The following is a 12,187-nucleotide window of genomic DNA, read 5'->3' on the forward strand; positions in this document are numbered from 1 at the left end:
GTAAGGGTACACTATGCCAACGGAGTTTGAATGGGATACCAACAAAGCGAAAAGCAATCTAATTAAGCATGGGATCCGCTTTGAAGAGGCTGTTCTGGTGTTTGACGATCCTTACCATTTATCTTTGCAGGATCGTCATGAAAATGGAGAGTTCCGTTGGCAGACCATTGGCCTTGTACATGGTCTAATTGTCATTATGGTCGCACACACGGTACGTTTTGAAAGTGGTGACGAAGTCATTCGAATCATTAGCGCGCGAAAGGCGGACCGTAAAGAGAGGAGCCGTTATGAGCATTGTTAAACATAAACGCGGGAGTGCGCCTGAGGTTAGTGCTCGTCGTGAGGCTGAGCTCAAAGCACTAGCCGCAAAATCGGAAGCAGAGATTGATTACAGCGATATCCCTGCTACGGGGGATGAACAGTGGTCAGGGGCAGTGCGAGGGAAGTTCTATCGACCCCTCAAAACTCAGGCGTCGGTACGCATTGACGCTGACGTGATGGAGTGGCTTAAACGGCCTGGCAAAGGTTACCAGACGCGGCTCAATGCCATTTTACGTGAAGCAATGCTGCGCGATCAAAACAAAAAATAAGCAACGGGCAGCATCAGGCTGCCCGCTATCTCAGCGTATATTTTCCACTAACCGCCATTGCACCTACCTTCCAACCTCGATTAGCCCCGGCTCCCACGTCAGCGAACCACCCGGCACTGCTTAACTCAGAACCTTCCGGATATACCCAACTTTACGTCCACAGCCAGTCATGTTGACTACCCTTAATACCCTAAGCGGTAAAACATGGAGATTCGATATGGCTTATCAGACAGTAAATCCTGCCACTAACCAGCTCATCAAAGAATACCCCTCACATACCGACGCGGATATCGAAGCGGCGCTCAAGGCGGCCGATGCGCTTTACCATTCGGACTGGGCGAAAGGCGACATCAGCCAGCGTCTGCCGGTGCTGCATAAGCTCGCCGACCTGATCGACGAGCGCGTGGAGGATCTGGCGAAGATTGCCAGCCAGGAGATGGGTAAGCTCATCGAACAAAGCCGCGGCGAGGTGAAGCTGTGCGCGCAGATCGCCCGCTACTACGCCGACAACGCGAAGCAGTTCCTCGCCCCGGTGAAGTACGACTCTGAACTCGGGGAAGCATGGGTGGAGCATCACCCCATTGGCGTGCTGATGGCCGTCGAGCCATGGAACTTCCCGTACTACCAGCTGATGCGCGTTCTGGCGCCAAACCTGGCGGCGGGTAATCCGGTGATCGCCAAACATGCCAGCATCGTGCCGCACTGCGCCGAAACGTTTGCACATCTGGTGCGCGAGGCGGGCGCGCCGGAAGGGGCGTGGACCAACCTGTTTATCTCGTCTGAACAGGTGGCGAATATCATCGCAGACGATCGTGTGCAGGGCGCAGCGCTAACCGGTTCTGAAAAGGCAGGCAGCGTGGTGGCCGCGCAGGCGGCGAAGCATATCAAGAAATCCACACTCGAGCTGGGCGGTAACGACGTGTTCGTGGTGCTGGATGACGCGGACCTTGAGAAGGCCGTTAAGATTGGCGTGAATGCCCGACTCAACAACGCCGGGCAGGTTTGTACCGCGGCGAAACGCTTTATTCTGCATGAAAAGATTGCGGATGCTTTCCTGAGCAAATTCACCGAGGCGTTTAAGCAGGTGAAGATTGGCGATCCGCTGGACGAGAGCACCACGCTGGGTCCGCTGTCGTCTAAAGATGCACTGGAAACGCTGACCAAACAGGTTAACGAGGCGGTGAAAAACGGTGCCACGCTGCACTATGGCGGCAAGCCGGTGCAGCGCGACGGGAGCTTCTTCGAACCGACGATCCTGACGAATATCTCCCGCGACAACCCGGCGTACTTCGAAGAGTTCTTCGGCCCGGTGGCGCAGATGTACGTGGTGAAAAACGACGACGAGGCGGTCGCGCTGGCGAACGACTCCCATTATGGCCTGGGCGGGGCGGTGTTCAGCCAGGACATCGAGCGCGCGAAGAAAATGGCGTCGCGGATCGAGACCGGGATGGTGTACATCAACTGGCTCACCGATACCGCAGCAGAGCTGCCGTTCGGCGGCGTGAAGCGCTCCGGCTACGGACGCGAGCTGTCGGATCTGGGGATCAAAGAGTTTGTGAACCAGAAGCTGGTGGTGGTGCGTCAGTAAGCGGTCATAAAAAACCTGCCGGTCGGCAGGTTTTTTTTCAGTTGATTACTGGACTTCGATCTTGTCCCAGCCGCTTTTGAACATGCAGCTGTCGACTAACGTATCCCGGCGATATTCATTCGCGTCTTCAACCGTGTAGCTCGTGGAAATATCCTTTTTCTTGTTCTTTTTGTCCGTTTTTTCGGAGCTCGAACCGGTCACCACGTTGTCCGGGGGCAAATCAATCAGCGCCTGCGCTTCGCATTCCGTGAGCTTTTTATTCATCTCAGCGTCGCTGACGCCCGGTTTTACCCATTTGTACTGGACGCAGCCGGTGAGCATCAGCGTGAGGCTCAGAACGCAAAGCGCGGTAATGCGGTGTTTCATCAGAAGGTCACTCCACCGCCTACATATGCGCCGTCAATCAGCGTGTGGCCAGGACGACCATCTTTGCCGTCCACGCTTACGTGGCGGTAGCCCACTTTCAGGGTTACTGGCGTAATCGGCGTCCAGCTTACGCCGCCGTTGGCTTCCACGTAGTTTTTCACGCTGTTGTTCAGGCCTTCTGGCGCCACATAGCCTTCACCGTAAACGTGGATGCTGTCGGTCAGGGCAACGTTTACGCCACCGCCAATCGGGAACGCCACGCCGTTATCGCCTTTTTTCGGGCCGATGTAGATGGCCTTTGCGCCCGCGTTCAGCATTACCGGGCCAAGACCCAGGTTATAGCCTGCGCCCACGCCACCTGTCTGGGTACCATCATCGGTGTTTTTCAGCCAGTTGCTTTCGAGATAAATACCGGATGAGGATTTGCCCATTTCCAGGTTGAGGTTAGTAAAGTTTTTACCCTGCTCAACGCTGCCGCCCATTGCCAGTGCGGAACCCGAGATGGCGGTCAGCGCAGAAAGAAGAAGGATATTCAGTTTTTTCATGTTTCATGCCTCGTCATCAAATTAATCTGAGGGCACCTTAACAAGCGATGTTTATGACTGCAAATGTGATGCAAATCGACTTTTTATGCTGTAATTGTTAATTTTTTTATTTTTATTTGTAACGCTGAAGTTGGGTTGTGGGGGTGTCAATGCGCAAATTTCAGGCGTTGAGGAACAGTTTACTTTTTTGACTAAACGAACTCTGAACGAGCCGGGGAAAGTGATTTGAGATGCATTAATTGGGTTTCTAATAATTTCCAATTCAATTTCTAAAATCACATAAAAAAAACAAATTTTTACATATTTATGGTCAATATTCGTTCAGATGCCAGGCCGCGTTTCCTTTCCATGTCATTTTTCTGACACGTTTGTTCATTACGTTGTGGGCTTCACTTTCTGGATGCTAACAATATGAAAAGAAAAATCATTCCTGTGCTTATCGGTTGTGCGCTCTCTTTCTCTGGCCTGGCGGCGCAGCCCACCGCTGAGCGCTATGTCGTCAGCTTCCCCGACGGCTCACACGTGAAATACAGCGGCGCGTTTGCCAGCGCGTTTCCGAATGGGCTCCCGGTAGGGATTGGCTCCGGGCTGCTGTTTACGGGCAAGCAGGGCGATGCCCTGACCTTTGCGACCGTGACCGATCGCGGTCCAAACGCAGATGCGCCAAAAATGGGTAAAAACGAAGCCAAAATTTTTGTCACGCCGGATTTCGCGCCGCTGCTGATGACCATCCGCGTCCAGAACGGCAAAGCTGAGGCTGTCGACGCCCGTCCGTTGCATGATGATAAAGGCGAGATTAACGGCCTGCCGCTGCAAAGCGGCGTAATTGGCTCCACCAATGAGGTGGCGTTCAGCGATACCCTTAAGATCCTGAAAGGTGACAACCGCGGGCTGGACACGGAAGGCATCACCCCGGACGGCAAAGGCGGCTACTGGCTGTGCGACGAGTATGGCCCGTTCCTGATTAACGTCGACAGCAAAGGGAAAATTCTGGCGATCCACGGGCCGCAGGCGGCAGAAGGGGAAAAATCCATCGCGGGTGGTCTGCCAAACGTTATCAAATGGCGCCAGCCGAACCGGGGCTTTGAAGGCCTGACCCGGATGCCGGACGGGCGGATTATCGCCGCCGTGCAAAGCACGCTGGATATCGACGGCAAGAGCAAAAAGCAGGCGCTGTTTACGCGTCTGGTGAGCTTCGACCCGGCAACCGGGAAAACGGCGATGTATGGCTACCCCATCGACAGCGCGGCCTACAGCAAAAACAGCGATGCCAAAATCGGCGACATTGTGGCGCTGGATGACCAGCATATCCTGTTAATTGAGCAGGGTGAGGATAAAAACGACGCGATGCGTAACCTCATCTACAAGGTGGATCTCAGCAAGGCGAGTGACCTGACCGCCTTCGACAAGCCGGGCGAGTACCCGGAGTTTGATGATGAGAAAACCCTGGCGCAGCGCGGCATTGACCTTGCTGCAAAAACGCAGGTTGTCGATCTGCGCGCGCTGGGCTGGCAGCAGGAGAAGGCTGAAGGGCTGGCGCTAATTGACAGCAAAACGCTTGCGGTGGCGAACGATAACGACTTTGGCGTGAAGGTGGCGATGCAGCACCCGGTCGAGGGCAAAAAGCTCAAGGATTATCGGGTGAACGCGGAGGGCACGCTGACGCTGGATGATAAACCGGTGGAAACCACGCTCAACGTGAAGCCGCTGAAGAAGCCGGAATCGGACAGCGAGCTGTGGATTGTGACGCTGCCGGAGGCGGTGAAATAATACCCGGGCTTACCCCTCACCCTAACCCTCTCCCCAAAGGGGAGAGGGGATGTCCGCTGCTTACTGGGCAGCTAGACCGTCTTAACGCTCTTTTCCCAGGTCTCGACCAGATGATCGCGCAGACTTCCGGTTCCGTGCATGGTCACCAGAAGATTCTGGCGCGCGCGGGTAAATCCGACATACAGTCGCTTAATATCATCGCTCAAATCTTCTTCATCCCTTTCCTTTGCGGCATCCATAATGGCGACCGATTGAAATTCAAGACCCTTACTGCTTGGCAGCGGCATTACGCAGAGGAAATCATTCTGTGGTGACCAGTGTTTTTTATCATCGCTGGAAACAATCATCTGGTAGGGGATCTTGCGGGCTTCGAGCCTTGGTCCGAGCATACCCGAAATGCTGTAAGTTGAGGGGCAGAGTATAGCGATTTCCGACCAGGCAACCCCCTGTTGTCGCTGCTCAGTGACCCAATCCAGAACACGTGTAATCTCCTCGTCCTGATTATCAAAGCTTGCCAGCGCCGGATAGTTTCCGGACAGTCCACCTGCGGCGGGCAGCTGGTATTTGAGGGAATCTTCAATGTGATTATTGAGATAATTAAAAGCAATACTGCTGGCAAAATGGAGTATTTGCCGGGTGTTGCGATAATTGGTATCCAGAATAGTGGTGCGGCCCTGCGCCTTTATATCGACGCTGGAAAGGGTAAAATCGAGAGCTTTCTTTTTCTGATAAATTGACTGAGCGTCATCATAGAGGAAAAGCAGGGAGCTATCTTTATCGTCCGGCATCTTAGCGAGTATTCTTAGCCATTCCGGCTTAAAATCATGTCCTTCATCTATCAAAACGGCGCTGTACTGTTCCGGTTTGATAATGCCCTCTTCAAATGCCACCGTCAGCGCATTTTCCATCAGCTCAATAAAGTTTTTGCTCCTGGGGGGAAGACGTCGATGCGCGTTTAATTGTTGATAACACCAGGCGTGAAAATGGATAACCTCGACAGGAAGCCTCAGGCTGTGCTGTTCGAGCTGCGCTTTGAGCTTTTTGGCCAGCGTAATGTTATAGCAAATCACCAGTATCGGTTTGGTGTTTTCTATATTGTTGGCGAGCTCGATGCAGCGGTGATACAAAATGAGCGTTTTGCCTGATCCTGCCACACCATGAATGACCCGGTGTCCCGTCCCCATACTTCTGGCGAGTTGTTCCTGGTTCCTGTCCATCATGCATACCACATCAGGGGTGTTGAACGTAAAATTATCCAGGTCAACCCGCGTGACCGATGGGTTAATGCGGACATCGGGATAAAGATGCCATCGGATGCGGTCGAGTTGCTGTGGTGTTGTGTGATGAATAAAGCGATGTTTGAGGAGGGATTCGAGCCGGGCGGAGATTTGTTCTCGGGTCATAAACTCGGTCAGCTCATCTTTGCAAATCACCTGGCTGGCGGGCAGTATTTCTTCTAATGCTTCGGGAGTAAAACTCTTTTCCAGCTGTGCCCGGGTGATGTTGCTCAAATAAACACCATATCCATACGGCATAATAAAGCTGCCTTCATAATCCCCTTGTTGTTGACGAAGCAGAGGATCGTTTTTCAGACTGCCAATGGTGTTAAAGGTATATTGTCGAACCTGTTCGAGTGGGTTTTTCAACGGCTCAACGCCGTTTTTGGTTTCATAGTGAATATGCGTTTTGTTGGCCGACTTTATTTTTGTGATAAACCAGTCTTTGACTTCTATAAACAGCAAACCTTTTTCGGGGGCGAGAATCACAAAGTCAGGATGCTCTTGCTTATCGCCCATTCGGGTGTCATACCAGCAGGTACACTGTTCGCTGAGGCCCCCTTCCAGGATTCTTGCCAGCCTTTTTTCTCCTGCCGTGATTTTCTCGCTACAGCTGCTGATTGTGGGAATAATGAGTGCCATGTGATGCCTACCAATTCATGAATAGAATAACTCTGCGCAATTAATATTGTCGTGAATATTAATCTAAGCAGGATTTCATTATTGTTAAGGACATTAACAGACAATATTGCAAACAGAAAGAGTGAAGCGCGGAATTTGCTTTAGGGGAACGCGCTCCCTTACAGGATTATAAGGGAGCAATTGTTTATTTCTTCAGCCCTGCAAACGCTGCCCGGATTTCTTCCTCCGGCAGCTGTATTCCAATAAACACCATCACGCTGTGCGGCGCTTCATCGCCCCACGGGCGATCCCAGTCGGCGCTGTACAGGCGCTGCACGCCCTGGAACAGCAGGCGGTTTGGCTCGCCGTCGATCCACAGCATTCCTTTGTAGCGCAGCAGCTTGTCGGCAAACGACAGCAGCAGGTTCTCCATCACGCGCGAAACTTCGCTGATGTCCACCGGGTAGTCCAGCTCCACCACAATCGACGCTACGTCGTTTTGCTTGTCTCCCATAAAGTGGAAGCGCGGTTTCGCGGTGACGTTCTCCTCCAGCATAAAGCCGTTGGTGTTAAATAGCTGGGACAGATCGATGTCGCCATGCGTCACCGTGTAAATCGGCGCGCGGGAGTTGATGCGCGTCAGGCGCTCGCGCAGTTTTTCGCTTCCGCCCGCCACGTCGGTTTTGGTCAGCAGGATTCGGTCGGCGTAGCCTACCTGGGACTGGGCGATGGTGAACTGGTTCATCTGCTCGTCGGCGTGGACCGCGTCGACCAGGGCAATCACGCCGTCCAGCAGGTAGCGTTGGCAGAGGATCGCGTGAGAGAAAAAGGTCTGAATAATCGGGCCGGGGTCGGCCATGCCGGTGCACTCGATCACCAGGCGGTCGAAGTCGATCTCGCCGCGATCGCGGCTGTCGAGCAGGTCCAGCAGGGCGTCTTCTAATTCGTTAGAGCGGGTGCAGCAGATGCAGCCGTTGGTCAGGGTTTTGATCTGCGTGGCGCGGTCGCCGATTAATTGATCGTCAACGGAGACTTCGCCAAATTCGTTTTCGATGACGGCGATTTTGAAGCCGTGCTGTTCATTCAGGATGTGGCGTAGCAGGGTTGTTTTACCGGCGCCGAGGAAACCGGTCAGCAGGGTAACGGCAATCGGGGTCATGGTTTCTCCTTTAGCAGCAGCGGACGCCGCCTTCTCCACTTCCGCCGTAGCGCGCTTCCTGCCGCTCGCGGAAGAATTCTTTATAGGTCATGTACGGCTTATCCGGATGGTTGGTCTTCATATGTTCAACGTAGTTGTCATAGTCCGGAATGCCAATCAGCATTTTTGCCGCCTGACCGAGATATTTTTTTGCTTCGCCTAAATTACCAAACATAACGTGTCCTGATAAGAAAAAGCCCGGTGGCGCACAGCGATCCGGGCCTACAGTACCGTTGTAGGGCGGGTCAGCGCAGCGCCACCCGCCATTGTTTTAGTGGTGTGAAGAGGTCTTCACGCCGCCTTCCGGTACCGGCACGTACGGGGTTTCTTTATCCGTACGGCCTTCGGTGTTGCGCACTTTCATCCAGGTTTTGATGCCGTAGAAGATAATGCTGTACACCACCACCAGGAACAGAATGCTCAGACCCGCGTTGGTGTAGTTGTTCACCACGATATGGTTCATGTTGGCAATCTGCTGCGCGGTCAGATCCGCGCCGCCTGCGGCAATCTTCTCTTTGTACTGGTTAGCCATGAAGAAGAAGCCTTCAAGCTGCGGGTTGGTGCTGAACAGCTTCAGGCCCAGCGCCCAGGTGGTGCAGAGCAGCAGCCACAGCGCAGGAACGACGGTTACCCAGATGTATTTGGTGCGTTTCATCTTCACGAGGACGACGGTACCGAGCACCAGGGCAACGGCGGCCAGCATCTGGTTAGAAATACCGAACAGCGGCCACAGGCTCTTCACGCCGCCGAGCGGGTCGACAACGCCCTGATACAGCAGGTAGCCCCACAGGCCCACGCAGCCAGCCGTACCGAGCACGCCCGCTACCAGAGAGTCGGTTTTCTTCAGGAACGGCACGAAGTTACCGAGCAGGTCCTGCAGCATGAAGCGGCCCGCACGGGTACCGGCATCCAGCGCGGTGAGGATGAACAGCGCTTCAAACAGAATACCGAAGTGGTACCAGAAGCCCATGTCCGCCCACGGCAGCACTTTGTGGAACACGTGTGCAATACCCACGGCCAGCGTCGGTGCGCCACCTGCGCGGTTCAGCACGGACGGTTCGCCGATGTCTTTCGCGGTCTGCATGATCTGCTCAGGCGAGATCACGAAGCCCCAGGAGCTGACGGTTGCCGCCGCGTGTGCGCTGGCGTCTTTCAGCTGCGCCAGAATCAGCGCGGTATTTTCCCCGCCCATCTCATGCAGGTTTGGCATGGTGATGCCCAGACCCGCTGGCGGCGTGTTCATCGCAAAATACAGGCCCGGCTCGATAATCGACGCCGCAACCAGCGCCATGATCGCCACGAAGGACTCCATCAGCATTGCGCCGTAACCGATAAAGCGCGCGTCGGTTTCGTTAGCCATCAGCTTCGGCGTGGTGCCGGAGGCGATCAGCGCGTGGAAGCCAGACACGGCACCGCAGGCGATGGTAATAAACAGGAATGGGAACAGAGCGCCTTTCCACAGCGGACCGGTGCCGTCGATGTACTGGGTCACCGCTGGCATTTTCAGCTCAGGGTTGATGATCACAATCCCGATCGCCAGCCCGACGATGACGCCGATTTTCAGGAAGGTCGCCAGGTAGTCACGCGGAGCCAGAATCAGCCACACCGGCAGCAGGGCAGAGATAAACGCGTACCCGATCAGCGCGAATGTGATGGTGGTGTCTTTAAAGGTCAGCGCCGGGCCCCAGTACGGATCGTGGGCAATCACGCCGCCGAAGTAGATGGAGGCGACCAGCAGCACGATACCGATGACCGACACTTCACCCACGCGGCCAGGGCGCAGGAAGCGCATATAGATGCCCATGAACAGCGCAATCGGTACGGTAGAACAGACGGTGAAGACGCCCCACGGACTTTCGGCCAGCGCTTTCACCACGATCAGCGCCAGCACCGCGAGGATGATGATCATGATCAGGAAGCAGCCGAAGAGGGCGATAGTGCCCGGCACGCGGCCCATCTCTTCTTTGATCATTTCACCCAGCGACGAACCGTTACGGCGCGAGGAGATAAACAGCACCATAAAGTCCTGCACCGCCCCCGCCAGCACCACGCCCGCCAGCAGCCAGAGCGTACCCGGCAGGTAGCCCATTTGCGCGGCCAGCACCGGGCCGACCAGCGGGCCCGCGCCTGCAATGGCGGCAAAGTGGTGACCAAACAGCACGTAGCGGTTGGTTGGCACGTAGTTCAGGCCGTCGTTGTTAATGACCGCCGGGGTGGCGCGCGTCGGGTCGAGCTTCATGACCTTCTGCGCGATGTACAAGCTGTAGTAGCGATAAGCCACAAGATAGACGGAGACCGACGCGACTACGATCCACAGGGCGCTTACGTGTTCGCCCCGGCGTAATGCGACAACCGCCAGACAAAAAGCGCCGAGGATCCCGAGTAAGGCCCAGGGCACGTGCTTAAGTAGTTTTTTAGTATCCATAGTAAGACCTGGTTTTTTATGTAAAGAAAAAAGGGTCAGGGTTCGTTGTGAGGAGGTATTGATTAATGCTGGAGCGATCGTGCCAGATCCGCGCGCGTGTAAAGGACGGTAAATGAGTGAGTGGTTGAAAGTGCCGGGTGAGCGGTCAAAGGACGCGGCGAGTGGTTCAGGCTCGCCGCGGGTCGGGGAAATTATGTGATTGAGATCACGTGGTTTTCTGGGCTGCATTCCATCGTCAGGTAGTTTTCCAGCGTCTTTATGAGCTTCTCCTTCAGCCAGTGCGGTTCCAGAATCTGAATGTTCGGCAGCCAGTAGAACAGCAGCGGTAGGATCTGATTTTCGTGTGCCGCCTGGCAGCGCAGCGTGACGCCGCCGCGCCGCTCCTCCAGCAGCTCCTGTTCCGGCAGAAGATCGCGGCGCAGGAAGTAATGTGAAATATTATCTTTGATGAATATTTTCACTGTGAAAGTATTTTCTGACACCCACGGGTCGAGGCTTTTTTCCAGCAGTTCACGCACATTTTCTTCTGGGGTAAAAACGGTTTTTTGAATATCAAACCAGCTAATCTGACTCAATGAAAAGGATTTCAACCGGCTATTTTCGGTAGCTTGTAAATACCATATGTTTTTTTTGTTAATGAGTTTATAGGGATTAATCAGACGGGTTTTGCCCTTATAAACAATCTGGCAGACATTATGGTTCTTAATTGATTTTTCAATTTTCGCTAAATGGCGGCGGATATCACGCTGTACCGTGTGCTCTGCGTCATTACCGAGGATAAGAATATGGTTTTCGTCAACACGCGTTTCCAGCTTTTGCCAAAAGTCCATATTTCTTTCAGGGAAAAAATTGTCAGCATTCAGAAAGTTAGCCAGAGTATGATGTAACCCTGGCCCGCCGGGAGATTGCGCCGAATGGATCAGCCGATATAGCCCATTACCGGTATGTTCAACAATGGGCGAGAGCGCATTTAAATCCCGGTAGACGGTACGCTCGGTAATTTTAAATTTCTCCATTAACGCACTGCGGTTCACCACACCGTGTAAATGTAGCTCAAGGAGAATATCGACCAGACGTTCAGCCGAGCGGCTCCGCGTCGTTTTAGCCATAAGGTCTTCCTGTATATTAGGTATGCGCTGAATGATGCGGGTAGCCCTGACCAGAGATGTCAGTATTCAGGCACAGAAAATTTATCTTATGGTTATATAACGGCGTGATTTAGCGGAAACCTTAGGAGTTTTTGCAGAAAGCGGCGCTGGCCGGAAAAGGCCAGCGCGGGAGGGCGTTAAACGGCAGCTTCAAGCTCCATCATGACCGGGTGGAAACGGCGTTTGAAGTAGATCAGGCCGTGTCCCGCGTCGCTCAGAATGATGTTTTTCACTTCGACAAGATAAACCAGATGCGTGCCGATGGTTTGTACCTGGCTAATCTCGCCTTCGAGGCTCGCCAGCGCGCCTTTCAGCACCGGCTGCCCCAGCGGGCCTTTCTGCCAGCAGGAGAGGGCAAAGCGCTCCTCCATGGCCATCCCCGTCATCCCGGCGAAGTGGCGGGCCATGATCTCCTGCTCGTGGTTCAGCACGTTGATGCACAGCTTGCCGTTGCCCTGAAAGACCGGGTTCATGGCGCTGTTGGCGTTGATGCAGACCATCACCGACGGTGGGGTGTCCGTCACCGAGCAGACGGCGGTAGCGGTAATGCCGCAGCGGCCCGACTCGCCCTCGGTGGTGACCACGTTGACCGCCGCCGACAGGCTGCTCATTGCGTCGCGAAAACGCAGGCGTTGTTCATCTGAATGCATTGCAACCTC

The 12,187-nt window shown here is 54.2% G+C and carries 12 protein-coding genes; 4 read left to right on the forward strand and 8 right to left on the reverse strand.

What is annotated here, in order from left to right; all coding sequences use genetic code 11:
* The first annotated feature begins 13 nt into the window (after window positions 1-13).
* The 3 genes from MX657_RS03380 (at window position 14) to MX657_RS03390 (ending at window position 2,178) form a co-directional block, all read left to right on the forward strand.
* Window positions 14-301, forward strand: coding sequence for a BrnT family toxin (locus tag MX657_RS03380; RefSeq protein ID WP_119916115.1), 288 nt, complete (start codon window positions 14-16; stop codon window positions 299-301).
* Window positions 288-590, forward strand: a complete 303-nt coding sequence (locus MX657_RS03385; RefSeq protein WP_119916114.1) for a BrnA antitoxin family protein — start codon at window positions 288-290, stop codon at window positions 588-590. Before MX657_RS03380 ends, MX657_RS03385 begins: the two co-directional genes overlap by 14 nt.
* Window positions 591-807: 217 nt before the next feature.
* Window positions 808-2,178, forward strand: a complete 1,371-nt coding sequence (locus tag MX657_RS03390; RefSeq protein WP_346807306.1) for an NAD-dependent succinate-semialdehyde dehydrogenase — start codon at window positions 808-810, stop codon at window positions 2,176-2,178.
* A 45-nt stretch (window positions 2,179-2,223) separates the two neighbouring features.
* On the opposite strand, the gene MX657_RS03395 is transcribed toward MX657_RS03390, so the two are convergent.
* Together MX657_RS03395 and MX657_RS03400 are read right to left on the reverse strand one after the other, a co-directional pair.
* Window positions 2,224-2,544, reverse strand: a complete 321-nt coding sequence (locus MX657_RS03395; RefSeq protein WP_028015390.1) for a hypothetical protein — start codon at window positions 2,542-2,544, stop codon at window positions 2,224-2,226.
* Window positions 2,544-3,089 carry a YfaZ family outer membrane protein gene (locus tag MX657_RS03400; RefSeq protein ID WP_218728434.1) on the reverse strand — a complete coding sequence of 182 codons (546 nt, stop codon included), beginning with the start codon at window positions 3,087-3,089 and terminating at the stop codon, window positions 2,544-2,546. Before MX657_RS03400 ends, MX657_RS03395 begins: the two co-directional genes overlap by 1 nt.
* Window positions 3,090-3,500: 411 nt before the next feature.
* Between MX657_RS03400 and MX657_RS03405 the strand changes: the two genes are divergently transcribed.
* On the forward strand, window positions 3,501-4,859 hold the full coding sequence (locus tag MX657_RS03405) for an esterase-like activity of phytase family protein (protein WP_346807308.1): 1,359 nt from the start codon (window positions 3,501-3,503) through the stop codon (window positions 4,857-4,859).
* A 71-nt stretch (window positions 4,860-4,930) separates the two neighbouring features.
* On the opposite strand, the gene MX657_RS03410 is transcribed toward MX657_RS03405, so the two are convergent.
* The 6 genes from MX657_RS03410 to MX657_RS03435 all read right to left on the reverse strand — a co-directional run bounded on the left by MX657_RS03410 (window position 4,931) and on the right by MX657_RS03435 (window position 12,178).
* Entirely contained in the window at window positions 4,931-6,778 is a 1,848-nt protein-coding gene (locus tag MX657_RS03410) for a 3'-5' exonuclease (protein WP_346807310.1), read from the reverse strand.
* Window positions 6,779-6,962: 184 nt separating this feature from the next.
* The gene (gene yjiA / locus MX657_RS03415; protein WP_346807312.1) at window positions 6,963-7,916 is read right to left on the reverse strand and encodes a GTPase; all 954 of its coding nucleotides are present in this window, start codon (window positions 7,914-7,916) and stop codon (window positions 6,963-6,965) included.
* A gap of 10 nt (window positions 7,917-7,926) precedes the next feature.
* Entirely contained in the window at window positions 7,927-8,130 is a 204-nt protein-coding gene (locus tag MX657_RS03420) for a YbdD/YjiX family protein (RefSeq protein ID WP_218728440.1), read from the reverse strand.
* A 96-nt stretch (window positions 8,131-8,226) separates the two neighbouring features.
* Window positions 8,227-10,380: a carbon starvation CstA family protein gene (locus MX657_RS03425; protein ID WP_346807313.1), complete on the reverse strand. Its 2,154-nt coding sequence runs from the start codon at window positions 10,378-10,380 to the stop codon at window positions 8,227-8,229.
* 191 nt (window positions 10,381-10,571) lie between these two features.
* The gene (locus MX657_RS03430; RefSeq protein WP_346807314.1) at window positions 10,572-11,489 is read right to left on the reverse strand and encodes a helix-turn-helix transcriptional regulator; all 918 of its coding nucleotides are present in this window, start codon (window positions 11,487-11,489) and stop codon (window positions 10,572-10,574) included.
* A 176-nt stretch (window positions 11,490-11,665) separates the two neighbouring features.
* The gene (locus MX657_RS03435; RefSeq protein WP_217479466.1) at window positions 11,666-12,178 is read right to left on the reverse strand and encodes a 4-hydroxyphenylacetate 3-monooxygenase reductase subunit; all 513 of its coding nucleotides are present in this window, start codon (window positions 12,176-12,178) and stop codon (window positions 11,666-11,668) included.
* Between the last annotated feature and the right edge of the window lie 9 nt (window positions 12,179-12,187).

This window comes from Enterobacter chuandaensis (genome assembly GCF_039718975.1).
In the GTDB taxonomy this organism is placed as follows: domain Bacteria; phylum Pseudomonadota; class Gammaproteobacteria; order Enterobacterales; family Enterobacteriaceae; genus Enterobacter; species Enterobacter chuandaensis.

Excerpts from the sequence above, each read along its gene's own strand:
- MX657_RS03410 (WP_346807310.1), bottom strand. The coding sequence starts at position 6,778 with ATGGCACTCATTATTCCCACAATCAGCAGCTGTAGCGAGAAAATCACG.
- MX657_RS03405 (WP_346807308.1), top strand. The coding sequence starts at position 3,501 with ATGAAAAGAAAAATCATTCCTGTGCTTATCGGTTGTGCGCTCTCTTTC.
- MX657_RS03380 (WP_119916115.1), top strand. The coding sequence starts at position 14 with ATGCCAACGGAGTTTGAATGGGATACCAACAAAGCGAAAAGCAATCTA.
- MX657_RS03425 (WP_346807313.1), bottom strand. The coding sequence starts at position 10,380 with ATGGATACTAAAAAACTACTTAAGCACGTGCCCTGGGCCTTACTCGGG.
- MX657_RS03420 (WP_218728440.1), bottom strand. The coding sequence starts at position 8,130 with ATGTTTGGTAATTTAGGCGAAGCAAAAAAATATCTCGGTCAGGCGGCA.
- MX657_RS03395 (WP_028015390.1), bottom strand. The coding sequence starts at position 2,544 with ATGAAACACCGCATTACCGCGCTTTGCGTTCTGAGCCTCACGCTGATG.
- MX657_RS03400 (WP_218728434.1), bottom strand. The coding sequence starts at position 3,089 with ATGAAAAAACTGAATATCCTTCTTCTTTCTGCGCTGACCGCCATCTCG.
- MX657_RS03435 (WP_217479466.1), bottom strand. The coding sequence starts at position 12,178 with ATGCATTCAGATGAACAACGCCTGCGTTTTCGCGACGCAATGAGCAGC.
- MX657_RS03390 (WP_346807306.1), top strand. The coding sequence starts at position 808 with ATGGCTTATCAGACAGTAAATCCTGCCACTAACCAGCTCATCAAAGAA.
- MX657_RS03385 (WP_119916114.1), top strand. The coding sequence starts at position 288 with ATGAGCATTGTTAAACATAAACGCGGGAGTGCGCCTGAGGTTAGTGCT.
- MX657_RS03430 (WP_346807314.1), bottom strand. The coding sequence starts at position 11,489 with ATGGCTAAAACGACGCGGAGCCGCTCGGCTGAACGTCTGGTCGATATT.
- yjiA (WP_346807312.1), bottom strand. The coding sequence starts at position 7,916 with ATGACCCCGATTGCCGTTACCCTGCTGACCGGTTTCCTCGGCGCCGGT.